This is a genomic window from Morganella morganii (assembly GCF_019243775.1).
Lineage (GTDB): Bacteria > Pseudomonadota > Gammaproteobacteria > Enterobacterales > Enterobacteriaceae > Morganella > Morganella morganii.
Genome location: NZ_CP069157.1, coordinates 1,875,074 through 1,899,910 on the forward strand (window position 1 = coordinate 1,875,074; position 24,837 = coordinate 1,899,910).

Annotated in this window: 23 protein-coding genes and 1 pseudogene; 13 read left to right on the forward strand and 11 right to left on the reverse strand. The window is 50.0% G+C overall.

Annotated features, from left to right (window positions below):
- Positions 1-150: 150 nt before the first annotated feature.
- Complete coding sequence (locus JL661_RS09070) at positions 151-951, forward strand: hypothetical protein (protein WP_062771629.1); 801 nt, start codon at positions 151-153, stop codon at positions 949-951.
- A gap of 73 nt (positions 952-1,024) precedes the next feature.
- Here JL661_RS09070 and JL661_RS09075 read toward each other — a convergent pair whose 3' ends face one another.
- On the reverse strand, positions 1,025-4,111 hold the full coding sequence (locus JL661_RS09075) for an efflux RND transporter permease subunit (RefSeq protein ID WP_062771632.1): 3,087 nt from the start codon (positions 4,109-4,111) through the stop codon (positions 1,025-1,027).
- The gene (locus JL661_RS09080; RefSeq protein WP_046024574.1) at positions 4,108-5,196 is read right to left on the reverse strand and encodes an efflux RND transporter periplasmic adaptor subunit; all 1,089 of its coding nucleotides are present in this window, start codon (positions 5,194-5,196) and stop codon (positions 4,108-4,110) included. The genes JL661_RS09075 and JL661_RS09080 overlap by 4 nt, the downstream gene beginning before the upstream one ends.
- A gap of 128 nt (positions 5,197-5,324) precedes the next feature.
- Here JL661_RS09080 and JL661_RS09085 point away from each other — a divergent pair.
- Positions 5,325-5,513: pseudogene (locus JL661_RS09085) on the forward strand (LysE family transporter); the annotation flags it as partial.
- Here the strand turns inward: JL661_RS09085 and JL661_RS18675 are convergent.
- Genes JL661_RS18675 through JL661_RS09100 form a run of 3 tightly spaced genes read right to left on the reverse strand, consistent with a single transcriptional unit; the run spans position 5,483 to position 6,551 of the window.
- A complete protein-coding gene (locus JL661_RS18675; RefSeq protein WP_150974907.1) occupies positions 5,483-5,632 on the reverse strand; it encodes a hypothetical protein in 150 nt (49 codons plus the stop codon). The pseudogene JL661_RS09085 and the gene JL661_RS18675 sit on opposite strands and share 31 nt — an antisense overlap.
- 12 nt (positions 5,633-5,644) lie before the next feature.
- The gene (locus tag JL661_RS09095) at positions 5,645-6,145 is read right to left on the reverse strand and encodes a hypothetical protein (RefSeq protein ID WP_062771635.1); all 501 of its coding nucleotides are present in this window, start codon (positions 6,143-6,145) and stop codon (positions 5,645-5,647) included.
- Positions 6,114-6,551, reverse strand: a complete 438-nt coding sequence (locus JL661_RS09100; protein WP_004239337.1) for a TonB-dependent receptor plug domain-containing protein — start codon at positions 6,549-6,551, stop codon at positions 6,114-6,116. Before JL661_RS09100 ends, JL661_RS09095 begins: the two co-directional genes overlap by 32 nt.
- 163 nt (positions 6,552-6,714) lie before the next feature.
- Here JL661_RS09100 and JL661_RS09105 point away from each other — a divergent pair, with 163 nt between their 5' ends.
- On the forward strand, positions 6,715-7,320 hold the full coding sequence (locus JL661_RS09105; RefSeq protein ID WP_004239338.1) for a rhomboid family intramembrane serine protease: 606 nt from the start codon (positions 6,715-6,717) through the stop codon (positions 7,318-7,320).
- Between the two features lie 37 nt (positions 7,321-7,357).
- Here JL661_RS09105 and JL661_RS09110 read toward each other — a convergent pair whose 3' ends face one another.
- Complete coding sequence (locus JL661_RS09110) at positions 7,358-7,819, reverse strand: YehS family protein (RefSeq protein WP_004237586.1); 462 nt, start codon at positions 7,817-7,819, stop codon at positions 7,358-7,360.
- 140 nt (positions 7,820-7,959) lie between these two features.
- Here JL661_RS09110 and JL661_RS09115 point away from each other — a divergent pair, with 140 nt between their 5' ends.
- From JL661_RS09115 to nemA, 6 genes are all read left to right on the forward strand, one after another.
- Positions 7,960-9,357 (forward strand): amidohydrolase, encoded by a 1,398-nt coding sequence (locus tag JL661_RS09115; protein WP_062771641.1) that lies wholly within the window; start codon positions 7,960-7,962, stop codon positions 9,355-9,357.
- A complete protein-coding gene (locus JL661_RS09120) occupies positions 9,354-10,184 on the forward strand; it encodes a haloacid dehalogenase-like hydrolase (RefSeq protein ID WP_004237584.1) in 831 nt (276 codons plus the stop codon). The genes JL661_RS09115 and JL661_RS09120 overlap by 4 nt, the downstream gene beginning before the upstream one ends.
- Positions 10,185-10,336: 152 nt before the next feature.
- On the forward strand, positions 10,337-11,266 hold the full coding sequence (locus JL661_RS09125; protein WP_004237582.1) for a Dyp-type peroxidase: 930 nt from the start codon (positions 10,337-10,339) through the stop codon (positions 11,264-11,266).
- A 132-nt stretch (positions 11,267-11,398) separates the two neighbouring features.
- Positions 11,399-12,751 carry a molecular chaperone gene (gene yegD / locus JL661_RS09130; protein WP_049241034.1) on the forward strand — a complete coding sequence of 451 codons (1,353 nt, stop codon included), beginning with the start codon at positions 11,399-11,401 and terminating at the stop codon, positions 12,749-12,751.
- A 37-nt stretch (positions 12,752-12,788) separates the two neighbouring features.
- The gene (locus tag JL661_RS09135; RefSeq protein ID WP_036417191.1) at positions 12,789-13,385 is read left to right on the forward strand and encodes a TetR/AcrR family transcriptional regulator; all 597 of its coding nucleotides are present in this window, start codon (positions 12,789-12,791) and stop codon (positions 13,383-13,385) included.
- 76 nt (positions 13,386-13,461) lie between these two features.
- Entirely contained in the window at positions 13,462-14,562 is a 1,101-nt protein-coding gene (gene nemA / locus JL661_RS09140; protein ID WP_036417189.1) for an alkene reductase, read from the forward strand.
- Between the two features lie 41 nt (positions 14,563-14,603).
- On the opposite strand, the gene JL661_RS09145 is transcribed toward nemA, so the two are convergent.
- From JL661_RS09145 to JL661_RS09160, 4 genes are read right to left on the reverse strand one after another with little or no spacing between them, the layout of a single operon-like run.
- Complete coding sequence (locus JL661_RS09145; protein WP_036417187.1) at positions 14,604-15,350, reverse strand: ABC transporter ATP-binding protein; 747 nt, start codon at positions 15,348-15,350, stop codon at positions 14,604-14,606.
- Entirely contained in the window at positions 15,347-16,330 is a 984-nt protein-coding gene (locus JL661_RS09150; protein WP_015422705.1) for a FecCD family ABC transporter permease, read from the reverse strand. The genes JL661_RS09145 and JL661_RS09150 overlap by 4 nt, the downstream gene beginning before the upstream one ends.
- Positions 16,327-17,238 (reverse strand): ABC transporter substrate-binding protein, encoded by a 912-nt coding sequence (locus JL661_RS09155; protein WP_036417185.1) that lies wholly within the window; start codon positions 17,236-17,238, stop codon positions 16,327-16,329. The genes JL661_RS09150 and JL661_RS09155 overlap by 4 nt, the downstream gene beginning before the upstream one ends.
- Positions 17,239-17,247: 9 nt before the next feature.
- A complete protein-coding gene (locus JL661_RS09160) occupies positions 17,248-19,395 on the reverse strand; it encodes a TonB-dependent receptor plug domain-containing protein (protein WP_062771644.1) in 2,148 nt (715 codons plus the stop codon).
- 540 nt (positions 19,396-19,935) lie between these two features.
- Between JL661_RS09160 and JL661_RS09165 the strand changes: the two genes are divergently transcribed.
- Entirely contained in the window at positions 19,936-20,928 is a 993-nt protein-coding gene (locus JL661_RS09165) for a YeeE/YedE family protein (protein WP_046024580.1), read from the forward strand.
- 8 nt (positions 20,929-20,936) lie between these two features.
- A complete protein-coding gene (locus tag JL661_RS09170; RefSeq protein WP_004237571.1) occupies positions 20,937-22,307 on the forward strand; it encodes a rhodanese-like domain-containing protein in 1,371 nt (456 codons plus the stop codon).
- A gap of 55 nt (positions 22,308-22,362) precedes the next feature.
- On the opposite strand, the gene JL661_RS09175 is transcribed toward JL661_RS09170, so the two are convergent.
- Positions 22,363-22,626, reverse strand: coding sequence for a VF530 family protein (locus JL661_RS09175; protein WP_062771647.1), 264 nt, complete (start codon positions 22,624-22,626; stop codon positions 22,363-22,365).
- A gap of 366 nt (positions 22,627-22,992) precedes the next feature.
- Between JL661_RS09175 and JL661_RS09180 the strand changes: the two genes are divergently transcribed.
- Together JL661_RS09180 and JL661_RS09185 are read left to right on the forward strand one after the other, a co-directional pair.
- A complete protein-coding gene (locus JL661_RS09180; RefSeq protein WP_062771650.1) occupies positions 22,993-23,352 on the forward strand; it encodes a hypothetical protein in 360 nt (119 codons plus the stop codon).
- 345 nt (positions 23,353-23,697) lie between these two features.
- Positions 23,698-24,819 carry a ribosomal protein uL16 3-hydroxylase gene (locus JL661_RS09185; protein WP_062771653.1) on the forward strand — a complete coding sequence of 374 codons (1,122 nt, stop codon included), beginning with the start codon at positions 23,698-23,700 and terminating at the stop codon, positions 24,817-24,819.
- Positions 24,820-24,837 lie beyond the last annotated feature (18 nt).

Below are 24,837 nucleotides of genomic sequence, written 5' to 3' on the forward strand. Positions count from 1 at the left end.
AAACCCGTTTTTTATTACCTGATATCAGAACATTATCCGGCCTGATGCATTCCGGATACCCCGTGGTTAAATTATAGAACTGTCCTGTACCTTATTCTGATGTAAAAAAGAAGCCCGGACATATTGCCGGAATACTTCGGAGAAATAAGAATGACCACAGCAAATTCTGAAAAACCGCGTAACGGATATTTGACGGATTATCAGTACAATGGGGTATGGCGTAAAGGGATAAAATTTCCGGAAGGGAAACTGAGCTATTATGACCAGTATGATATTGTTATTGAAGGTATTACCTGGCAGTCACCTGAACAGATTGACAGCGAAAATATAATTCTGGTTCCGGCAGAAGAGGATATCGTATGGAACAGCCGGATCGGGATATATGGTTCGCGGGGTTCTGAAGCCAGTGAGACCGTTTATCTGGAAGGAACCGAAATTAAACCATTCGGCGGCAAAATAGACAATTCCGGAACACAAACCCGGGTTGTGTTCGAAGAAGGCAGTGTTACCCGTTATAATAATTATCAGGCTGTCATCGGCGGCAAAAAATATACGGATTTACCTGTTGATTCCGCCAATAATGCGATCGGCCTGACGGTTAAAATGGGTGAATATGACGGTGTGGTTTTATCCGGGCTGAATGACCGCAGTCAGCCGGTCACAATTTTTGAAAAAGACCGCGAAAATAAACCATTACAAGGTTTTGTTATTTTTCACGGCAGCACATCTACCTGTATCATGTTTCGTAAAGGTGACCTCACTGCCTTTGCTGCCGGGTATAAATTGTACTATGAGGATACCTTTACCACCGCATCAATTAACCTTGAGCCGATTCATATCCGTTTTGAATCCGTAGGTAAAAATATCCGCACAGAAGTACGTTTGGTTGCCCTTGACAGTAATGGTGCAGAGGGGGAAACCTTATTCCGGGGTCGTTATAATCAGGGATAAACTTTATATTCCTGGTTTTACTGTGTTAAAGCTGCGAACAACCAGTAAATTACTTATTGTTCGCAGCGGGACTTTACCACTCCTTCACATCCCGGTCGGCTTTGGTGACGGAAGTCAGTTTTGCCAGACGCGGTAATAATGCTTTTTTCAGATCATCCATAAAAGTATAAATGACCGGTACAAACAGCAGGCTGAGAATCGTGGAGCTTATCAGGCCGCCGATAACCGCGATGGCCATCGGCGCGCGGAACCCTGCATCTGCGCCGGACGTCAGTACCAGCGGGACCATGCCGGCAATCATGGCAAATGTGGTCATAATTATCGGGCGGATCCGCTCGCGTCCCGCATCTTTTACCGCCTGTTCACGGCTGAGCCCGGCGCGCTCTTTTTCCAGGATAAATTCCACCAGCAGAATGGAGTTTTTTGTCACAATGCCCATCAGCATCAGAATGCCGATAATCACCGGCAGATCGATCATTGCCCCATACAGCACAAGGGCGATGATCGCGCCGCCGACAGAAAACGGCAGGGCGGCGAGAATGGTGACCGGCTGGAGAAAATCTTTAAACAGCACAATCAGAATCGCCAGCACCAGCAGAATACTGAACAGCATGGTACTGCTGAAACGCATAAACATATCATTCATATATTCCATATCGCCGTATTCCAGTTGTGACACTGTCGCCGGGAGGTTCTGATACTCCGGCAGCGCCATCACTGCATTCAGTGCTTCACCGAGTGATAAACCGGTCAGATTAGCTTCCACCGACATTTTCCGGGCGCGGTTTATCCGGTCGATTTGTGCCGGCCCATCACTGAAATCAATGGCTGCCACCGCTTTCAGCGGTACATTTCCCTGAGCCGTGCTTCGTACGGATAAATCATTCAGCACACGGATATCATTCCGCTGGTATTCAGGCAGTACCACCTGTAATGCCAGTTGTCTGTCCGGAAGATTGAATTTGGCACTGCGGGAGCCTGATTCCCCCATGGTAGCGACCCGCAGCGTGTCAGCGATTTCACTGACACTCACGCCGGTCCGCCCGGGGCCGTCAGGACGCGGTGTGACAATCAGCTCTTTGCGCAGCAGCGGTTTTATCACCTGCACATTACTGAATCCCGGCAGGCGGGCAATACCGTTACGCAGATTTTGCATGGCACTTTCCAGTTCAGCCGGGTCTGTGCCGGTGAAAACCAGCGAAAACTCTTTGCCGCCGTTACTGTTGCTGAAGTTATAACGGGCATCCGGCAGTTCACTGAACAGCGGGGCGATTGCGTGCTCAAATTCCTTCTGTGACAGTTCACGGCCACCGGGATCAACCAGTGTCAGAATGATTTCCCCCTTATGCTGCGCGATACCATCCGCATCATCCGCCACACCCGCAATGGTATAAACGGATTTTATCTCCGGCCGGTCTTTCAGGGATTTTGTCAGTGTCCGCAGGCGTTGCTGTGTCTGCTCAACCGGCGTGCCGGGCGGCAGTTCCACTTCAATCTGTGTCACACTGATATCGCCCTCCGGCATAAAGCCGACAGGCAGCCGGGTCACGGAAGCCACAGAACCCACCAGAAATACTAATGCCAGCGCCAGTGCGGTTTTCCGGTGTTTCAGTGTTGCAGATAACAACCCGGTGTATTTTTCTATCCAGCGCGGTACGGCTGATTCCGGATGCGGTTTCTTTGACGGTAACAGGATATACGCGGCCATCAGCGGCGTAACCAGCCGTGCAACCAGCAGAGATGAGAACACCGCCGCAGATACCGTCACTCCGAACGGCACAAAATATTTGCCGACAAATCCGCCGATAAAACTGACCGGCAGGAAAACCGCCACAATGGTCAGTGTGATCGCAACAATCGCAAAACCAATAGCATCAGAGGCTTTGAGTGCAGCAAGATACGGGCGCTCACCGCGCTCAATGTATTTCTGGATATTCTCGATTTCCACAATCGCGTCATCAACCAGGATCCCGATAACCAGTGTCAGTGCAAGCAGGGTGATGCTGTTGAGACTGTAATCAAACAGTGCCAGCACAAAAAATGCCGGTAATATGGATAACGGCAGCGCCACTGCCGCAACCAGGGTTGCCCGCCAGCTTTTCAGGAAGAAAAAGACAATCACGATGGTCAGGAATGCCCCTTCCAGCAGGGTTTTAATCGTCAGCTGATAGCTTGATTCGGTATAAGTAACGGTGGATGAGATCAGTTCAATCGTCAGTTCCGGATGTTTGGCGGCGATCTCCGTCAGGGCGGCATTTACCTGTTCCGCCACGGCGGTATCACTGGCACCTTTGGCGCGGAATACAGCAAACCCGGCCACATCACGGCCATTGAGCTGAGAAATACTGCGGGTGGTTTTTTGTCCGTTATAGATCTCCGCAATATCACCCAGTTTTATCCATTGCTCATTTTCAGCAGGCAACTGAATGCTTTTAATATCATCAGCCGTTGTTTTTTCACCCAGTACACGGATGGTATGGGCCAGCGAATTATACTGCGATGAGCCACCTGCCGCGTTCTGATGCACACCGCGCAGCCATTCATTCACAGTAACCACCGACAGATTCAGGGCAGAGAGTTTGTCCGCGTCCGGTTCAATGCGGATCACCCGGTCAGCGCCGCCCTGACGGCTGACTTTCTGAACGCCGGGTAACATAATCAGCTGCTTACTGATGGTGTCATCAATAAACCAGGAAAGATCGGCTGCCGGAACGGTATCGGATGATACGGCGTAGCGCAGTATGGCACCGCCTTCGACGTCTATCCGGTTAATCAGCGGTTCATCAATGCTTTGCGGCAGTTCTCCCCGAATTTGTGAGATCTGCTCGCGGACATCATTAGTGGCAATATACGGATCAACATCGAGGTTAAATTCCACCGTAGTTGAGGAAATACCTTCTGTTACGGAAGACGAAATATGACGGATGCCGGGAATGCCGGAAACGGCCCGTTCGACCTGTTTGGTCACCGCATTTTCCAGCTCTGACGGCGAGGAGCCGTCCTGAGTGACCGTCACTGTCACAATCGGGAAGTTAATCACCGGATTGGCTGTTACCGGCAGTTGTGCAAAAGAAAATAACCCGGCAATGGTCAGCGCCAGAAAAATAACAATGACCGGAACCGGACGGGTGATAGCCCATGAGGAAAGCTGTAATTTCATTGTGCGGCCTTCACCGGTGTGACGGTGTCATTATCAGTTAAAAATGCCTGCGCATTGACCACCACATCCGCATCCGGCGGAAGCGAACTGAGGACCGCAATCTGCCCGTTATCGATAGCACCGGTCTGCACCGGCTGCTGCATCACTTTGTTATTTTTCACGATAAACACCGTACGTTCACCTTTTGCACCGGTGCGTACCGCACTGTAAGGCAGGCTTTGATACTCACGGGGCGCGGCGGTGTATGTCAGTACGCCGGTCTGTCCCTGCCGTAAATCAGTACCGTCCATAACCGTGATCCTCACACGGCCGGACTGTGTCAGAGAGGAAAGTACCGGTGAAATAAACCGGACAGTGCCGTTCAGTTGCCGGTTATTCGCCGTTTTCATCGTGACTGCGGTGGTTTCCTGCATTTGTGCCAGTTCATCAGCCCCCGCAGTGGCCTCAAATTCGATCTCACCGTTTTCGATCAGCTTAAACAGCAGGGTGTTATCAGACAGCATGCCCTGTACCGCGTGGCGCTCACTGATAATCCCAGCGGCCGGAGCATAGATTTTTGATTTATCCTCCTGGCTTTTTTCCCGTGCCAGTTGCGCCTGTAACTGACGCAGTTCTGCCTGCCCGGCATCAACCAGTGCCCGCTGGGCCTGGGTGTCTGATTTGGCTTTTTCAAATTCACTGGCGGAAATAACGCCGCTGCGGGCGAGTTTTGTCATCCGGGTCAGATCACGCTGAGATTGCGCCGCCAGCACACTTTGCTGCCGGATATACGCGGCTGCTTTTTCCGTTTCTGCCTGCAACTGCCGGACAGCGGCACTTTGCAAAGGGGATTCCAGGGTTGCCAGCAACTGATTTTTCTCCACCGGCTGACCTTCCTCAGCAAATACTGCCGTCACCGTCTGTTGCTGCAGCGGCGAGCCGATAGCAATTTCATTTCTGGCCACAAATTTTCCCGGCAAGGTAATGACCGGTGCAGAGCGGATTATTTGCGGATGCGTCACACTGACCCGCACATCATCTGCCAGGCCGGCAGGTGATACAGAAAATAAAAAGAGTGTGGTTACTATCAAAATACGGTTTTTCATCGTGGTACAATTTCCGTCCGGAAGCATTGCCCGCTAAAATAAACTAAATAGTCTAATTTTCCTTAAACCCGCGTTAAGCCGCGATTTTTCGTTAAGCTGAATTAAGCTTTTCCGGGGAGCCCCCCGTTATGGATCCGCTGCACAGCATTGCCGTCACGCTTTTTTTGTTTGTCCTGACTTTTTTCAATCCTGGGGCAAATCTGTTTATTGTGGTGCAGACCACACTGAGTTCCGGACAAAAAGCGGGGCTGACCTGCGGTTACGGCGTGGTGCTGGGCAATGCGATTTACTCGGGGCTGGGATTATTCGGGCTGGTGAAGGTGTAGGTCAGCCCCGCACGGTGGCTGTAAACTGAGGTATCACTGTTTTGTGTTGTTCCGCTGAGGTTGTTGGTGGTTTTCAGTGAGGAATCATCATAACGGCCGCTTAAAATCAGGCTCCATTGCTGCTAGCGCAGATGATCCTGCATATAAACACCATAGCGCCGGTAAGTCTGTCCGGTGGAGGTGGATGATGTCATGTGCGGCGTAAACTGCGGGCGGTAGTGAGAACCGTACGGATCAAATGTTACCGTTTGCGAGCCTGACCAGTCCTTATCCAGCTTACCGGTCTGAAGATCAAAGCCGGTCAGAATTTCATGGGATACCGGGCCGGTGAGAGTTTTGTAAATCAGTTGGTTATCTGCTGCCAGGGTTCTGGCCCGGGACGGGGAATCCTGATACACCGCTGTCAGCAGGCGGTTATCCTGCACAAATCCGCGCGTAAAATCACGGCGGATATGCGTTTTCACATCCGCATAGCGGAGGTTCTGTTTCAGTGTCAGTGAATCCGATACCTGCCAGCTGACCAGCGAAGTAATGGATTGCTGTGTCCGGCCCGATTTTTCATGATCAGGATTACTGTAGTTGCGGTGCCTGTCAAGACAGCAGCCAGGAATCAATTTGTGCACCCCAGATCCCGCTGTTACCAGCGACCCGCAGGCCGTCGAGATAATAATCCGCATCAAACCCGCGCATTTTCGAAAAATCAATGCTATTGCCGAAGCCCCCGAATTTTTCACTGGCCACCCCGGCGCTGTAGCGCAGCGCTTTGCTGAGGGACTCAGCCGGCAGGGTATCGAGCTGATCACGGCGGATCACTGATACAAACTGCGGCGTTTCCGCCAGTGCGGCGGAGCCTTTTGTTGCCGAGGACTGACGCAGGGCACCATAACCGTGCGGCTCATAATGAACATCATCCGCAGCGGTGACATACACCACATCGTCCGGTTCCGCTGAAACAGACGGAGCAGACAGCAAAGAGGCAGAAAAAACAGATGTAATAACGACAGGGTAAGAACTCAGTAATCGGCGCATGAGGGTTTTTCTCAGTTGATCAGAACAGCGGCAGTACATACATTGACCGACCATCAGTCAATAATGGTGGTAATTGTTTTCATTTGCATTTAAAAAATCAGGATGGAAGGGACACAAAATTTCGCTATAGTGGGGCGGATTCCATCACCCAACGGACCGGGAAATGACAAAAAATACACTGAATAACACAGAACAGTCTGCACAGAGCGGTATAAAAATCTATCTGAGAAACGGGCTGTATTTTGTGCTGTTTTTAATGGCAGTACAGTTACTGACCACACTGACCGGCGGGGGATTAACTGCGCTGGGTATTGAGCCGCGTACGGTTAACGGGCTGTTCGGTATTTTCCTTGCGCCTTTTATTCACAGCAGTTGGGGGCATTTATTCAGTAACCTGCCACCGCTGTTAATTCTCAGTGTGTTACTGATGATCCCGTCAGTGAAACATTATATTAAGGCGTCCCTGTTTATTATTATCGTCGGCGGATTACTGGTCTGGTTATTCGGGCGGACGGCCGTACATGTCGGGGCGAGCGGCTGGATATTCGGTCTGTGGGCGTTACTGATTTATCAGGGGATTTTCCGCCGCAAACCACTGGATATTATTATCGGCATTGTGGTGCTGATTTATTACGGCGGCATGATCAGCGGACTGTTTCCGGGACAGCAATTCGTCTCAGTTGAATCCCATCTGAGCGGTGCCGCCGCCGGGGTTTTATTCGGCTGGCTGCAATACCGCAAGCAGAAACAGAATAACAAACCGGTATAACACTCTGCCGGGTGATAACACCCGGCATCATAATCTGTCAGCCGCGGATGCGGGATGTCAGACCTTTCAGGAAATAACGCAGCAGCTGATCACCGCAGTCGCGGTAATTTTTATGATCCGGATTGCGGAACAGAGCGCTGATTTCCGGTTTTGACACCCGGAAGTCGGCACGCTGAAAAATATCAGCCATATCCGTATCCTTCAGTTCAAACGCAACGCGCAATTTTTTCAGGATAATATTGTTGGTCAGACGGGCATCTACCGCCGGTACCGGGCGGCTTTCATCTTTGCCGCGGCGGAAAATAATCAGTCCGTTGAGAAAATGACCGGTCACATTATCATCACAAAGCTGATAATCCGCTTCATCTTCTTTTTTCAGCCAGTCGCTCATCTGCGCTTTGGTGACAGTTAATCCGGCAAGTCCGGTGATTTCGGCCATTTTTGCGTCACTCAGATCCAGCATGTAGCGGACACTGCGCAGAACATAGTTATTCAGCATAAACAGGGGTTATCCATGGAAGGAGTTATAAACCCTGCAATACTAGTGATTATCCGTCCGCATTTCAATGAAATCCGCTGGTTGGAAGTGGATTAATGGCGGTGATATAGTAGGTTTTTCCGTTCAGTCATGAGGTTACTATGTCATTGTCCCGCGCGTTTGCCACCACACTGCTTGCTGCTGCCTGCTCCGCTTATGCTGCCGACCCGGCAGATCTGATGATAACGGACGGCACTGTGCTGACCATGAACCCGGAAAATACGGTGTTTGAACACGGTACCGTGGTGGTCAGTGACGGAAAAATTGTCGCCGTCGGCGGCCCTGAGCTGACAGCGAAATATCAGGCAAAGAAAGTGCTGGATGTAAAAGGCGATATTGTCATGCCGGGGCTGATAAACACCCACACTCACGGCTCAATGACGGTTTTCCGCTCTCTCGGGGATGATGTGCCGGATCGTCTGCACCGCTATATTTTCCCGCTGGAAAATAAACTGGTTTCCCGCGATATGGTGCGCACCGGTGCCAATCTGGCCAATATCGAAATGATTAAAGGCGGCGTGACCACCTATGCGGATATGTATTATTTCGAAGATGAGGTTGCGAAGACCGTAGATAAGGCGGGTTTACGCGCCGTGCTGGGTGAGACCATCATTAATTTCCCGGTTGCGGATGCACAGACGCCGGAAGAAGGGATCGCGTATGCGGTACGCTTTATCAATGAATACAAAGATCATCCGCGCATCACACCGGCATTCGCCCCGCATGCCCCGTATACCAATACCACTGAAAACTTACAGAAAATCGCGGCACTGTCTGAAGAGCTGAATGTACCGGTGATGATCCATCTGGCGGAAACGGATCGCGAAAAAGAAGAGATAGCCAAACGCACCGGCGGGAAAAGCCCGGTACAGTATATGGCGGATATCGGCGCGCTGAATAACCGCCTGCTGGCGGCACATGTCATTATGGCCGATGATAATGACCTGGATCTGCTGAAAAAATATGATGTCGGGGTGGCACACAATATCAGTGCCAACACCAAATCCGCCAAAGGTGTGGCACCGGTCACGCAAATGCTGGAAAAAGGGATCCGCACCGGTCTCGGTACCGACGGGCCGATGTCCTCCAATACATTAACCACCATGAATGAACTCAATCTGGTCGGTAAAATCCATAAACTGGAAACCAAAAACCGCGCGGCCATGCCGCCGCTGACCGTGGTTGAAATGGCGACCAAGGGATCGGCCCGTGCACTGCATATGGATGATAAAATCGGCTCGCTGGAAACCGGAAAACTGGCAGATATCATTGTGGTGGATACCAAAGCACCGAATATGGTGCCGGTGTATAGTCCGTATGCCGCCCTGGTTTATGGCGCAAACGGCGCCAATGTCCGTCATACCATTGTTGACGGTGTGATCCTGATGGAAGACCGGCAGTTACTGACCGTCAATGAAAATGAAATTATTCAGGATGCACAGCGTCTTGCGGAAAAAGTCCGTGAAACCGTGCGCGCTTCAGGGGAAGAGGTGAAATGACAGAAAAACTCAAATGTGCGCTGATTTATGATTTTGACGGCACCCTGGCTGAAGGTGATTGTCCGGAACACGGGCTGATGCCCGCATTGGGTATCAGTGACACGAAAGCATTCTGGCGGGAAGTGAAGCGGTTTGCCAAAGCAGATGACGGCGACGAAATCCTCTCCTATATGGGATTACTGGCCGCCAAGGCCGCGAATAAAAAGTCAGAGGAACTGAGTATTGAAAACCTGAAGAAACACGGTGCGACGATTCCGTTGTTTCCCGGGGTGACAGAGTGGTTCACCCGGATCAATGCCTGGGCCCATGAGCAGGGGCTGGACCCGGAACACTATATTCTGTCCAGCGGACTGGACGGTATGATTCGTGGTACGGCTATCGGCCATGAATTCCGCGATATTTTTGCCTGTAAATATCACTATTCCGCTGACGGAAAAACAGCACAGTGGCCCGCTCAGGCTATCAACTACACCACCAAAACACAGTTTTTATTCCGGATAAACAAGGGAATACATAACTCGTGGGATAATGTGGCGGTTAATCATTTTATCGAGCAGGAAGAACGCGCTGTGCAGTTCCGCCATATGATCTATTTCGGTGATGGTGATACCGATATCCCGGCCATGAAGATGGTGCGTTATCAGGGCGGTTTCTCACTGGCAGTGTTTGATCAGAAGAAATGGGGCAACCCGGAAACACAGAACAAGGTCGGCAAGCTGATCGCAGAAGAGCGGGCAAATTATGTGGTACCCGCAAACTATGAGGAAGGCAGCCAGCTGGATGTGACCGTAAAAGGACTGTTACAGCTGTTCCGCCGTAAGCGCTGATATCTGCAAACCCTTATTGGTGACACTGTCACATAAAATACGGGTATTACATGTCCGTTCAGAATATTTTTGCCCGGTCACCGTCCGTAGCCTGTCAATTGGTGTACCATAACGACAGATACTATTCAGAATAAGAAATGTATGGAGAAAGTATGAAATACCAAAATGTGACTGACACGCCCGGTGAGAATTCCTATTTCCTCGTTTTTAATCTGACAGATACCCCGCAAACGCGGGAGACGGTTGTTACGCTGTGTAATAACCTGTCCGGTATTCTGCGCAGCATCCGTAACCGCTTTCCGAAACTGGAAGTCAGTTGTGTGATGGGCTTCGGGGCGGATGCGTGGCAAAAACTGTTTCCGGATGCGGGCAAACCCCGTGAACTGAATACTTTTGAAGCAATTAAGGGACCGCGCTTTACCGCCGTATCCACCCCCGGTGATATCTTCTTTCATATCCGCGCCCTGAATGTGTCCGCCTGTTACGAGCTGGGCTCTATTATCAGCCGTGCTCTGAGCGGTGCAGTGACCTGTGAGGATGAAGTTCACGGTTTCCGTTATATGGACGGACGCGCAATTATCGGCTTTGTCGACGGGACAGAAAACCCGGAATTTGAGGATGAGCGCAAAGAGTATGCGGTTATCGGCGACGAAGATCCGGGATTTGCCGGCGGCAGCTATGCCTTTGTGCAGAAATACATTCACGATATGGATGCCTGGCAGAGCCTGAGCACCGAAGATCAGGAAAAAGTCATCGGCCGTCATAAATTCAATGATGTCGAACTGACCGATGAGCAGAAAATCCCCGGCTCCCACAATGTGGTGACCAATATTCAGGACGAAGAGGGCAATGACCTGAAAATAGTCCGCGCCAATATGCCGTTCTCCAACCCGGCCAAAAATGAGCACGGTACCTATTTTATCGGCTACGCCCGTTATTTCTCCACCACCCGGCGGATGCTGGAAAATATGTTTGCCGGAAAAGAAACCGGTGCCACCGATGAATTACTGAAATTCAGTACCGCCGTGACCGGTACACTGTTCTTTATTCCGTCACCGGCCATGCTGGATGATGTTGAATAACTGACCTGATCCGGGAGATCACTCCCGGATCATTTTTCCCGCCTGTTGTTTCCGCGTTTTTTATTGGTATTTCCCCGTTGTCTGCGGTAAAGTTTCCGGCTTTTTTCCGGCATGGCAAACAGCGGAGGCATTATGTTTATTGGTTTTGATTACGGAACATCCAACTGCTCAGTGGCAGTGATGAAAGAGGACACTCCGGTGTTATTACCGCTGGAGGGGGATAATGTCTATATTCCGTCCACCCTGTGTGCACCGACACGCGAATCCGTCTCCGAACACTTATTCCGTCACCGCGATATTCTGCCGTCAGATAATACCGGCGAACAGTTATTGCGCCGCTCTATCGCCTTTAACCGCGAAGAAAGTATTGAGCTGGTGCCGGAGGATATTTTGTTCGGCCAGGCTGCGCTGGAACTCTATCTTAATGATCCGCGTGACGTGTATTACGTCAAATCCCCGAAATCCTTTCTCGGCGCCTCAGGGCTGCATGATGTGCAAATCAGCTTCTTTGAGGATCTGGTCTGCGCCATGATGGCGAATATCAAATCTCAGGCAGAGCGTTCAACACAGGAAACTATCACCGAAACGGTGATCGGCAGACCGGTTAACTTCCACGGACTGGGCGGCGAAACCGCCAATCAGCAGGCGGAGGCCATTCTTCTGCGGGCGGCAAAACGTGCCGGTTTTCAGCAGATTACCTTTCAGTTTGAACCGGTGGCGGCCGGGCTGGAATATGAGTCGGTACTGAATACGGATCAGACGGTGCTGGTGGTGGATATCGGCGGCGGTACCACCGACTGCTCACTCATCCGCATGGGGCCGGGTTACCGGGGTCAGGCCGATCGCACCGGCAGTCTGCTGGCACACAGCGGGCAGCGGGTCGGCGGAAACGATCTTGATATCTATCTGGCCTTTAAACAGCTGATGCCGCTGTTCGGGATGAACAGCCGCGCGGCTTCCGGTATCGAAATGCCGCTGATGCAATTCTGGAACCCGATCGCCATTAATAATGTGGAAGCACAGAAAGAGTTCTACTCCCGTCAGAATCTCACACTGTTACAGCAACTGAAGCGGGATGCGGCAGAGCCGGAAAAACTGCTGCGTCTGCTGGAAGTGTATAACCAGAGCCTGGGTTACAGCATTGTCCGCCGGGCGGAAGAGGCAAAAATCGCGCTTTCCGCCTCACCGGAATACCGTGCGGCAATCCGCCTGCTCAGTGAAACGCTGGAGACAGACATCAGTGCGGCGGAGATGGAAGAATCGATTTCCTCCCCGAAAGATAAAATGATTTCCCTGGTGAATGATGCAGTGCAGCAGGGCGGCGCAACGCCGGATGCTATCTTTATCACCGGCGGATCAGGCCGGTCGCCGGTGTTATGCCGCGCGATTGAGGCACAATTACCGGGTATTCCGGTGGTCAGAGGAAACGATTTCGGCTCGGTAACCGCCGGTCTGGCACGCTGGGGCGAAATTTGTTTTAAATAAACTTGCAACAGACCGGTCGGTCTATTAAAGTATTGTCATGAACAAACACACTGAACATGATACCCGCGAACATCTTCTGGCTACCGGCGAACGCCTGTGTCTTCAGCGCGGCTTTACCGGCATGGGGCTGAGTGAGCTGCTGAAAACGGCCGGGGTGCCGAAGGGCTCGTTTTATCACTATTTTCGCTCCAAGGAATTATTCGGCGTAGCTCTGCTGGAACGCTATTACGAAGATTACCTGGAACGCCTGACCGGTCATTTTGAGCACGGCCCCGGGAATTACCGTGATCGCTTTCTCGCGTATTACGGCGATATTCTGAAAAATGCCTGTCAGCACAGCCGTATTCAGGGCTGTCTGACGGTCAAATTATCCGCCGAAGTGTGTGATTTATCGGAAGATATGAATGCCGCGATGGATAAGGGCGTCAGTAAAGTGATCGCACTGCTGGCGCAAACCCTGGAAAACGGACGAAAAGAAAATTCGCTGATGTTTCAGGGCGATGCGCAGCACGCCGCACAGGTATTTTATTCATTATGGCTGGGGGCAAATTTGCAGGCAAAAATTTCCCGCAGTACCGCGCCGCTGGAAAGTGCACTGGCGCATGTTGAAACACTGATTACCGCGCCTGAGTAATTTTTTCGCAGGCGTTTTTATTTATCTGAAAACTAGTCGACTGGTCTAATCCGGAGATACTATGTCACAACAACCATTGTCACAGAAAAAACTGTTTACCCCGCTGAAAGTAGGCGCCTTTACCGCACCGAACCGCGTATTTATGGCGCCGCTGACCCGGCTGCGCAGTATCGAACCCGGCGATATCCCGACCCCGCTGATGGGTGAATATTACCGCCAGCGTGCCGGTGCAGGGCTGATTATCTCGGAAGCCACTCAGATTTCGGCACAGGCCAAAGGCTATGCCGGTGCGCCGGGTCTGCACAGCCCGGAACAGATTGCGGCCTGGAAAAAAATCACGGCCGGTGTGCATGACGCAGGCGGCCACATTGCTGTCCAGTTGTGGCATACAGGGCGGATTTCTCATAACAGCATTCAGCCGGGACAACAGGCACCGGTAGCGCCGTCTGCGATCAGTGCCGGTACCCGCACCTCACTGCGTGATGAAAACGGTCATGCTATCCGTGTTGATACTTCCATGCCGCGTGCGCTGGAAACCAGTGAAATCCCGGGGATTGTGAATGATTTCCGTCAGGCGGTAGCTAATGCCCGCGAGGCCGGGTTTGATATGGCAGAGCTGCATTCCGCTCACGGTTATCTGCTGCACCAGTTCTTATCACCGGATGCCAACCACCGTACCGATCAGTACGGCGGCAGCCGCGAAAACCGCGCCCGTCTGGTGCTGGAAGTGGTGGATGCAGTCTGTGCAGAGTGGGGACCGGAACACATCGGGATCCGTGTGTCACCAATCGGTTCTTTCCAGAATATGAGCAACGGCCCGGATGAAGAGGCGGATGCCCTGTATCTGATTGAGGAACTGAATAAACGCAATATCGCCTATCTGCATATGTCTGAACCGGACTGGGCAGGCGGCAAGCCGTACAGCGAAGATTTCCGTCGTAAGGTTCGTTCTCTGTTCCGTGGTGTGATTATCGGTGCCGGGGCTTATACCCCGGAAAAAGCAGAAGATCTGATTGAAAAAGGGCTGATTGATGCGGTGGCATTTGGCCGTGATTATATCGCCAACCCGGATCTGGCCGCGCGTCTGGCGAAAAAAGTACCGCTGAACCCGCAGCGTCCGGAATCCTTCTACGGCGGTGGTGCCGAAGGGTATACCGATTATCCGTTTATGTCATAAAAACATTAATCCGGCGGCAGAAAACAGCCGCCGGGTTATTTTTACGGACGGATAATCGTATGTGCATACACTGTACTGTAACCATCCATCTCTATTTTGCGGAATTCCACATCAAAGACTTCATTTAATAAAGAGGATTCCAGCAGTGCGGCGGATGAACCGAAATAGCGCAGTTGTCCCTGTGATAACACAATAACCGATTCAAAATAGCGGAATACCATATCCAGCTCGTGCAGACACACCACCACCAGTTTTTCTTTTCCCTGTGCCGTTAAATCTTCAATCAGCTGCATGCGGTGTTTTATATCCAGCGCCGCACCCGGTTCATCGGCAAATATCACCGGCGGATCACACATCAGTGCCATTGCGGTCAGTACCCGGCTTTTTTCCCCGCCTGATAATATATGCCAGTGTTTATCCAGTAACGGCTGTAATTCATATTTGCGGCAGGCGGCTTCTTTTGCGGCTTTCGGGTCAGATGCCCGCTCTGCGGCCAGTGAAATTAATTCCTCTGTGCGCTGATCCCAGCAGGGATTAAAACTCTGCGGAATAAGACCGATTTTCTGCATCCGCGCCGCTCCCTTATAACGGCTGATATTTTTCCCGCCCAGGGTAACGGCGCTGAATACCTCCGGGTCAAGCCCGGATAAGGCCTTTATCAGGGTGGATTTACCGGAGCCGTTCGGGCCGATAAGGGCAATGCTGCCTCTGGCGGGTAAATGCAGGAAATCAACCGTCAGTATTGTTTTATCCTGTTTACGGACGTTCAGTTTATTCACTGTGATCATGATTTTCTCACCCGTTTCGCCAGCAGATAAATAAAGAAAGGGCCGCCGATAAAGGCGGTGATCAGCCCGAGCGGTATTTCCCCCGGCGGCAGCAGGCTGCGTGATAATGCATCGGAGAACATCACCAGTGCCGCACCAATAACAGCGGAGGCGGGCAGTACATATTTATGACGGGCACCGACCTGCCAGCGGGCAATATGCGGGGCAATCAGCCCGATAAAACCAACAACGCCGCCGAGTGAAACGGCAATTGCCACAATGGCGGATCCGGCAATTAAGGCCAGCACGGTAAACCGTTCAACGGATAAACCGAAACTCATGGCCATTGTTCTGTCCAGTCCCATTAAATCCAGCCCGTCAGATAACAGATAAACGGATAATAAAATGGCGGCCAGGGTTAATATCAGGCTGATGATCAGACCTTCTCCGGACGGAGTTTGTATTCCGCCCAGAATCCAGCTTAATACCACCTGGAGGCTGGTACTTTCATCGGATAATGCCATCATCATAAACGAACGGGCGGCATTTAATACCGCACTGACCGCCACCCCGGTTAATAACAATGTGGCGGTATCCAGTGAACCGGCAATCCGGGAGACAGATAACACAATAAATATCGCCGCCAGTGCGCCGCTGAAGGCAAACAGCGGCAGCGATACCGCCAGCGGTAATCCGAGCGGCACTAATAATGCCACTGTTCCGCCGATCGCGGCACCGCCGGAGGATCCTAATAACCACGGCTCTGCCAGCGGATTGCGGAATACTCCCTGAAAAATGGCACCGCTTAATCCCAGTAATGCGCCGGTAAATCCGGCGGTAATCACACGCGGTAAACGCCATTCTGTTAATAAGCGGGATGTCAAATCATCACTGTAAAACAGGGCGCTTACCACCTTCAGCGGACTTTCCCATGTATGTCCCGCACAGGCGGAGAAAATAAATGCGGCGAAGAAAATGAGTAACAGACTGACTATTTTCACTGTCTCAGGCTCCATTGCTCAAAGATGTCAGACATATATTCAATGCCATCAATAATCCGCGGGCCGGGAATAAGCACATACGCACTTTTGACCGGATAAATATCATTATTTTTAACAGCTTTCATTTGTGACCAGCCGGGAAGTGTCAGTAAATCCCGGATTTTGTCTCCGGAAATGGTGTACAAAATAATATCCGGGTCGGCGGCGATAACCGCTTCCGGAGATACCTGTTTCAGCGCCGGTCCGGCCTGTTTATATTCCTCCAGCGCCAGGGTTCCGCCCGCTTTTAAAATGGAATCGGCGGTGTAACCCGGTGTTTTTTTATACACCTGCGGCCTGGCAACCAGTAATAACCCGTTACTGACCTGACCGGTGATCATAATGACCCTTGGTGCGCGGTAACCTGCGGGCTTTTGCTGAACATTGTGCAGCCGCTGTTCTATTTCTGCCGCCACCTGTTCGCCTTTTTCCGTTGTTTTGGTGACCTGTGCCACCAGACGGATATTATGAATAATTTCCTCAATACTGTTTCCCTCCAGCACCAGCACAGGAATGCCGAATTTACGCAGCGGTGTTAATAACTGATGCGTGGCCTGGCGGGCAGGGGTCATAATCACCAGATCCGGTTTCTGTTCAATGATCCGCTCAAGGGAAAACCCGAGGCGGCCGCCGATTAACGGTTTATTTTTGATTTCATCCGGGAAATAGGTGTAGGCATCAATACCGGCGATATTGTCAGCCAGTCCGAGGATCGCCACAATTTCGGTATTTGATGAAAAGATAGTCACAATACGCTGCGGTTTTTCGTTCAGCGTGACCGGCGCAGATAATTGCGCCATCATACTGAAAGCAGGCAGAGCACGGCACAGGGCCATGCTCAGAGTGATAATTATAATCAGGACTTTCATTATTGCCGGTTAAAAACGGTATGTCACACCGGCAATAAATGACCGGCCCGGCATAGAGGTTCCCAGACTGCCGTTGGATTTTGACGGCAGCATAATATACGGGTCTTCATCCAGGGCAAAAAATACCGGATGCTCGTTTTTATCCAGAATATTGTCTATCCGTCCGTACAGCGTCAGTGACTGGCTGATATCCACATCCGCCTGAAGATTCCAGACCATAAACGGCGCTTTGCGCATCACATAAGAAGAATAAGGGCGGACATCCGGGATAATTCCTTCCTCTGTTTTATACCACATCGGTCCGCGCAGAATTCCCTGTAACTGGAGGCTCCACGGATAACGGGCATTGGTAAAATAGAGCTCGTTAATAAACGCCGCCTGATACTGATACATGCGCTGAACTTTATTACTGTTATTAGTTGCGGTTATTTTGGCGCCTTTATCTTCCATATCGAAATTCCAGCTGCCGTTTAAACGCATGACCCAATCCCAGTCTGTCTGCCAGTCAAATACACGGTTAACGGTGGCACGGCTGTTAATTTCCAGCCCGCGTACCACAATATCATCGTCGCTGTTGGCGTACTGATAGACATTCGGTGCCAGAACGTTGGTCTGTATTCTGTTCTGAATCGTATTTTGGAACAGGGCAATATCGACGGAATTCAGGGAATCACCAAGTGTCGCGCCCACTTCAAACTGACGGTTACTTTCCGCTTTCAGGGAACTGTTGCCCAGATATTGCGTACCGGACAGCGTAATATAATCCGCGCCCAACTGTGTGGCGGTCGGCGCACGGTAGCCGGTGGCGACAGAGGATTTCAGGTTCAGCCAGTCATTGACCTGATAGTTGGTACCGAGACTCCAGGTTAACTTATTATATGAGGCACTGCCGGTGAACTGATTATCCAGGTTCGGTGTTTTATCGAAATTGGTTTTCCCGTAGGTATAACGCATCCCGCCGCGGATTATCCAGCTGTCATCAAATAAACTCTGCCGGTCATCGAAATAAACGGCATACTGATTTTCAGTCTGGTTATTATCATACGGCGCGGATTGTTTCAGCGGGTTGCCGCTGACACTGACCTGATCCCGTTCTGAACGCAGACGGCTGTATTCGTAATCCACCCCTAATAACAGATCGTTCTGCTCATGGAGTTTAATCACCGGCTGGAATTTCACGCCGTAAATATCCAGTTGGCGGCGGTTATGATCACTGCGGGTTTTTGCGGTTAACGGTGATGCCCAACGGAAATTATCCACATCCTGCACAAAATAGGCGTGGCTGTTCATTCTGAAAATACTGTCGTCAGTGCCGTTTTTCCAGACCACATCCGCTGAACGGTTATAACGGGTATCTTTGGCGTAAATATTCCCGGTTGATCCCCGGAAACCGCCGTCATAAATACCGTCAGTCCGCAGTGACACATCGAGCAGGTTACTTTCGTTGATCTGCCAGCCTAAATTACCGCTTAAACCAAAGCGTTCCCAGTTGGTATTTTCCTGTTTGTGGCCGCCTTTCCCTGAATGGTAATCATCGCGGCGTCCGGCTTCAAACCCGATATAGCCGTAAATATCGCCGTCATCATTCTGAAAACCATAGCCGCCGTAAGTCTGTGCCAGTCCCCAGGATCCGGTTTCTGCTGAGATTTTCCCGCCTTCGTCGGTTAATCCGTTTTTCAGGAAAATATTAATCACGCCGCCCATCGCCTGGGAGCCGTAAATAACCGAAGAAGGGCCCCGGATAACTTCAATCCGGCTGACATCTTTCGGTGATAATTTGGATAAGTTCGCGGTTCCTGCCCGGCGGCCGTTAACTAATACCAGCACCTGTCCGGCAAAATCTTTTCCCTGACCATCCGTTGCAGCACCGCGGATATTAATGGATGTCTGCCCGGGACTCCATTCACTGAAAAAGCCGACGCTGTTCTGTGCCAGTAATTCGGTCAGGCTTTCCGCCCGTGAGCGTTCAATCTGGTCGCTGTCGATAACCTGGGTGGTAACGGTGGATTTTCGCTGCTGTTCTTCACGCCCTGAAGCGGTGACGATTAGTGTGTCACTGTCCGGATCCTGTTTTGCGGTATTTTCCGCCCCGGCGGAGAATTGTGAATATGACAGGATCAGTGAAACCAGTGCCAGTTTCCTGCTGTTTATTTTCATTGTTAAAAACTCATTTTTATATAATGCCTGACCAAAACACCGGCTGTTACCGGTGAATTTCCCTGAAACAACTTTTCTGAAACAAATAACATCAAGTGTTAATGCGATCCGTTTTCATCTTAAGAAAACAGGAAAGGCTAAGTCACTAAAAAATATGACTAAAAGTCCGAAACGGGAAAGCGGTCAAGGTAATTGAAAATAAACCGTTATAATCACATGGGTGAATTATAAAAAAGGTGAGCAAATGTTGAAAATATGCTGCGTTGTTAAAAAGTCGGCGGCACCGGTAGCGTTGCCGCTTTTCCGGATTGGCGGTTTAATTCTCTGTTGCGCCAGAAGATTTACGGTCCCGGTTATCAGTGCGTTGTGTTCCTTACCGTCTAGTGTCTGAACAGGGTAAGAGAGTGTTCACCGCCGGGACAGCAGATATATCTGATAAGAGGTTAACTATCCTTAACTTGATTTTGCGCCATAACGGCGAATAATGGGGCGGGTAAAATTCACAGATACACGCAGTTGTTTATTCCCCGGGGTTTCTTCATGGTCAGTGGTTTATTTATCGGCATCCTGTTCGGCGGATTGCTCCAGTCAGGTCAGTTCTGTTTTGTTTCCGGATTCAGAAACATTCTTTACCAGCGAAATACCCGGTTTCTTACCGCACTGCTGATTGCGGTCACTATTCAGTCCGCAGGTTTCTTTGCTCTGGAATCCGCCGGATTATTACATATACCGGAAGGAAATCTGCCAATCACCGCAACACTTGCCGGTGGTCTTTTATTTGGTGCGGGCATGGTACTGGCCGGTTGTTGCGGCAGCGGCGCATGGTTTCGTTCCGGTGAAGGATTAACCGGTACCTGGATTGCCTTATTTGCCTTTGTTGTTACCATGGCGGCCGCTCAGAAAGGCAGCCTGAAACATTGGTTTGAACCCTTATTACAGCATCCCGCACAGCCGGATACGATTTATAAAACACTGGATATCTCTCCGTGGTTTCTGGTCGCGTTTTTAATTATTCTCACCGCCGGATTACTGATTTATCAGCATTATCATCCCCGTTATACGCCACCTTCACAGGGACGCTTTAATTATCTGCCGCTGAATATTACCGGTATGCTGATCGGTATTCTCGGGATTATTGCCTGGGTTTTCAGTGCTGAGGCCGGACGTAATTTTGGCTATGGCGTTGCTGTTCCTTCCGGCAATGTTATTCAGTATCTGATCACCGGACAGCAGCGTTATTTTAACTGGGGAACCTTATTTGTTATCGGTATTTTCGCCGGTTCAATGATAAGTGCGGTTATCCGCAAAGAATTCAGATTAAGACTTCCGCCTGATGGTATTACCGTCGTTAAACGCCTGACCGGCGGGATTGTTATGGGAGCAGGGGCAACACTGGCAGGCGGCTGTACCGTCACGAATTCCCTTGTGGCAACCGCTTATTTCTCCTGGCAGGGATGGATTTCCACATTCATGATTATGGCTGGTGTTTGGATCACCAGTTATTTTTTCCGTTCAGGGCAATGTCGTTTATAGGATCACATATGAAAACAAAATCACTCTTTCTTCTGATACCGTTATTACTCTCAGGTTGTGACCAGACGGTGGTAAAAGAGATCGGCATTGAAGAATTGTCGGAGAACCTGAACAATCCGGAATACATTATTATCGATACCCGGCCGGACAGTTTATATTTCGGTTTTAAAGATAAAGGCGCGGCCCGCGGCGGCCATATTAAAGGTGCGATGCAGTTTACTACCGGCTGGCTGGATTTTATCGATGAGAATAAATTTGATACGTTTGTCGAAGAAAAGGGGATTTCCAAAGAAAAAACCCTGGTATTTTACGACAGTGACCCGGATTCACTGGAACGTATTACTGCTGAATTTGCTGCCAAAGGTTTTCAGGTCAGGGCATTTAAATCCTTTATCCAGTACAGCAATTCTGATCTGCCGATGGATAAATACCCGAATTACTTTCTGAGTGTTTCTCCCGCCTGGGTTCAGGCCGCACTGAACGGTGAAAAACCGGAAAGTTATACCAGTGATCAAAAACCGGTGATATTTGAAGTGTCGTGGGGGGATGCGGAGCAATCAAAATCCTATGCAACGCATATTAAAGGTGCTTTCCATTTTAATACCGACTGGATAGAAAATGCGCCGGTCTGGAATTTATCCGAACCTGACGTTATCAAAAATAATCTGCTGAAAAACGGGATCCGCAAAGATACCCCGGTTGTCGTCTATTCTGAAAATCAGATGGCAGCATTGCGGGTATTATGGGCACTGAAATGGGCGGGTGTTGAGGATGTCCGTTTCCTGAACGGCGGTTTAAATGTCTGGACTGATGCGGAATTACCAACGGAAACCACCCTGAATATTCCGGTACCGGTTGCGGATTTTGGTGCGGAAATTCCGGTTAATCCGCAGGTCACTATTGCCATGCCGGCAGAAGCCATACAGGGTCAGAAATCCGGCCTTAAACTTATCAGCAACCGGACATGGGATGAACATACCGGCAAAATCTCCGGTTATGACTATATTCCGCGCAAAGGTGAACCGGCCGGGGCAATATGGGGATTCGGCGGTAAAAATTCGAATGATATGTCCGATTACTATGACCCGGACGGCACATTACGTAATCCGGAAGAGATTTTTGCTTTATGGAAAACGCAGGGTATTGAACCGACAGACCAGGTCGCGTTTTACTGCGGCACCGGCTGGCGGGCAAGTGTTTCCTGGTTTATGACCCAACTGGCGGGCTGGGAAAACAGCCGGATTTATGACGGCGGCTGGAATGCCTGGCAGATGGATCCGACATTACCGGTATTAAATAATATTCAGAGCCAAAAACCGGCAGCACTGAATGATTATGGTGAAATAATCAAAAAACCGGGACAATCCTGTAAAAGCTGATTTAACTGAAACACCGGTTTCCGCAGAATTAACGGAAGCCGGTATTATTGGTTATTTACCATGGGCCTTCCGGCCAGATGCTGTCTGTTTTTTCAGCAGCATCATCCAGCGAATCGAGATATAAGTTCTCAACCTCGGTACGGGCCCAGGGAGTGCGGCGGAGAAATTTCAGACTTGATTTTACACTGGGGTCATTCTTAAAACAGTTAATATTGATTAACTTACCCAGCTTTGCCCAGCCATATTTTTCGACCAGTGCATTAACCTGCATTTCGAGAGTAACGCCATGCAGCGGATCGTTGGATTTGTGGGCTGTCATGAATGAATATCCTGTTATTTTGCCTGAGCCGGGAAGAATACCGCAAACGCCGGAGTATGACAATTATCCCTCCCGGCAGACTCATTCCGTATTACTTCAGGATCTGCATTCTTCCGTTAGTCACCTTACCTTCACTGACTAATTTTCCGGCAGTATCGAATTGTTTAACTGTACCGGTAAGGGCACCGTTTTCCATTGTACCAACTGAAAAATATCGTTCCGATATTCAGAATAGAGCGGAAAAATTGCGCTGACTATAGGAAAGGGATTACTGGCGTACTGTTTTATATTGATGCTGATGACTGATAAGATATCTGTCAGAAAAGTTAAACGGATTTAATTACCACAAAAGAGAGAACAGGGCAGATGAATCTGAAAAAGCAGGCAGCGAACCGTCTTATTTTTGTACTCTCATTTTTCCTTATAGCCGGATGTAAACCGGGTAACCCCTCAGAGCAACCTGAAAAAATCAGCCGGTTTGATGGCGTTTATATATGCAGTATAAGCAAGTCATTCAATCAAATCGCAATTGAACAGAAAAATAAACACGTTTTTCCGTCTGTACTGACAAAAACCACCATTACAGTTAAAGATGGCATTATGACAGTTCATGGTATGACGTCAGGTGATTACGTCACTCATCAAATGTCGCTGACTGAGCCACCGGTTACCGGCAACGGCCGTGTGCTGTATTCAGAAGTGGAGCTGCGTTATAAAAACGGTTAGCGGTTGCATATACAGCAGATATGCAACCCGTTGAATTTAATCGGGGTAGTGACGTGTATCAGAGTGTCGGCGTGGTTTATCTTGCCATGAATATCATTTAACATAATATACATTATGCGAACTAAAGTATGAAATAACGAAATCTGTTATTCCGCCAGGCTAAATCATGCTGGTTCATTTATCGTGGATAACGATTTCTTGTCTCCGACCGTCCGACAACTGAATCACTATAAGCCCACGAATCTCCCCGCAAAAGTTATTGACCCGCACTTGACCCCAAACAAAAATATGACAGCGCATTGCTTCTATAATTATCCGCTTATTTCCTCATATAGATGTGGTCACATGGTTAACAAACTGAATCTTAACTGGCCTGAATTTTTAGAAAAATACTGGCAGAAAAAACCCGTTGTACTGAAAAATGCATTTCCTGATTTTGCCGACCCTATCACGCCGGATGAACTGGCCGGCCTGGCTATGGAGCCGGAAGTTGACAGCCGCCTGGTCAGCTTCATTGATAACAAATGGGAAGCGAGTCACGGTCCGTTTGAGGACTACAGCCAGTTAGGTGAAAAAGGATGGTCATTGCTGGTACAGGCTGTCAACCATTGGCATATGCCGGCTGCGGAATTGGTAAAACCGTTCCGCGTGCTGCCTGAGTGGCGTCTTGATGACCTGATGATTTCCTACTCAGTGCCCGGCGGTGGTGTCGGACCACATATTGATAACTATGATGTTTTCATTATCCAGGGCATGGGCCGCCGTCGCTGGCGTGTGGGTGACGCCCTTCCCATGCGTCAGTTCTGCGCACATCCGGCATTACTGCATGTCGACCCGTTTGAGCCGATAATTGATGTGGAAATGGCGCCGGGCGATATTCTGTATATTCCGCCGGGATTTCCTCACGATGGTTTCACCTTCGAAGATACCATGAACTATTCTGTCGGCTTTCGCGGACCGACAGGACGTGATCTGCTGAGCAGCTTTGCAGACTATGCACTGGAACAGGATCTGGGTGGCGTCAATTATGGCGACCCTGACCTGAAAGTACGTGAAAACTCAGGTTCAATGGAATCTTATGAGGTTGAACGCCTGCGTGCCATGATGATTGAAATGATCAACAAGCCAGGTGATTTCGAACAGTGGTTAGGCCGTTTTGCAACTACCCCGCGCCATGAGCTGGATATTGCACCTTCGGAACCGCCGTATGAGCCGGAAGAAGTACTTAGTGCTCTGAATGCCGGTGAAAAACTGATACGACTGAGCGGACTGCGTGTTCTGCATATCGGGGAACATTTCTTCGTTAATACCGAAGGCTGGATGACCACCGAAATTAAAGGTGCGGATACATTGTGCCGGTTAACCGAAGTCGGCGTGAATGAGCTCGGTGAAGCACTGGAGAACCCGGTTTTTGTTGCGGAATTAACCGAATTTATCAATCAGGGATATTGGTATTTCGACGAATAAGTCACATCAGCCCGACAA

Coding starts and splice junctions, on each gene's coding strand:
- JL661_RS09165 (WP_046024580.1), top strand. CDS start 19,936: ATGGTCAGTGGTTTATTTATCGGCATCCTGTTCGGCGGATTGCTCCAG.
- JL661_RS09170 (WP_004237571.1), top strand. CDS start 20,937: ATGAAAACAAAATCACTCTTTCTTCTGATACCGTTATTACTCTCAGGT.
- JL661_RS09080 (WP_046024574.1), bottom strand. CDS start 5,196: ATGAAAAACCGTATTTTGATAGTAACCACACTCTTTTTATTTTCTGTA.
- JL661_RS09110 (WP_004237586.1), bottom strand. CDS start 7,819: ATGCTGAATAACTATGTTCTGCGCAGTGTCCGCTACATGCTGGATCTG.
- JL661_RS09155 (WP_036417185.1), bottom strand. CDS start 17,238: ATGAAAGTCCTGATTATAATTATCACTCTGAGCATGGCCCTGTGCCGT.
- JL661_RS09075 (WP_062771632.1), bottom strand. CDS start 4,111: ATGAAATTACAGCTTTCCTCATGGGCTATCACCCGTCCGGTTCCGGTC.
- JL661_RS09070 (WP_062771629.1), top strand. CDS start 151: ATGACCACAGCAAATTCTGAAAAACCGCGTAACGGATATTTGACGGAT.
- JL661_RS09105 (WP_004239338.1), top strand. CDS start 6,715: ATGACAAAAAATACACTGAATAACACAGAACAGTCTGCACAGAGCGGT.
- yegD (WP_049241034.1), top strand. CDS start 11,399: ATGTTTATTGGTTTTGATTACGGAACATCCAACTGCTCAGTGGCAGTG.
- JL661_RS09120 (WP_004237584.1), top strand. CDS start 9,354: ATGACAGAAAAACTCAAATGTGCGCTGATTTATGATTTTGACGGCACC.
- JL661_RS09180 (WP_062771650.1), top strand. CDS start 22,993: ATGAATCTGAAAAAGCAGGCAGCGAACCGTCTTATTTTTGTACTCTCA.
- JL661_RS09145 (WP_036417187.1), bottom strand. CDS start 15,350: ATGATCACAGTGAATAAACTGAACGTCCGTAAACAGGATAAAACAATA.
- JL661_RS09125 (WP_004237582.1), top strand. CDS start 10,337: ATGAAATACCAAAATGTGACTGACACGCCCGGTGAGAATTCCTATTTC.
- JL661_RS09135 (WP_036417191.1), top strand. CDS start 12,789: ATGAACAAACACACTGAACATGATACCCGCGAACATCTTCTGGCTACC.
- JL661_RS09175 (WP_062771647.1), bottom strand. CDS start 22,626: ATGACAGCCCACAAATCCAACGATCCGCTGCATGGCGTTACTCTCGAA.
- JL661_RS09115 (WP_062771641.1), top strand. CDS start 7,960: ATGTCATTGTCCCGCGCGTTTGCCACCACACTGCTTGCTGCTGCCTGC.
- JL661_RS09160 (WP_062771644.1), bottom strand. CDS start 19,395: ATGAAAATAAACAGCAGGAAACTGGCACTGGTTTCACTGATCCTGTCA.
- JL661_RS09185 (WP_062771653.1), top strand. CDS start 23,698: ATGGTTAACAAACTGAATCTTAACTGGCCTGAATTTTTAGAAAAATAC.
- JL661_RS09100 (WP_004239337.1), bottom strand. CDS start 6,551: ATGCGCCGATTACTGAGTTCTTACCCTGTCGTTATTACATCTGTTTTT.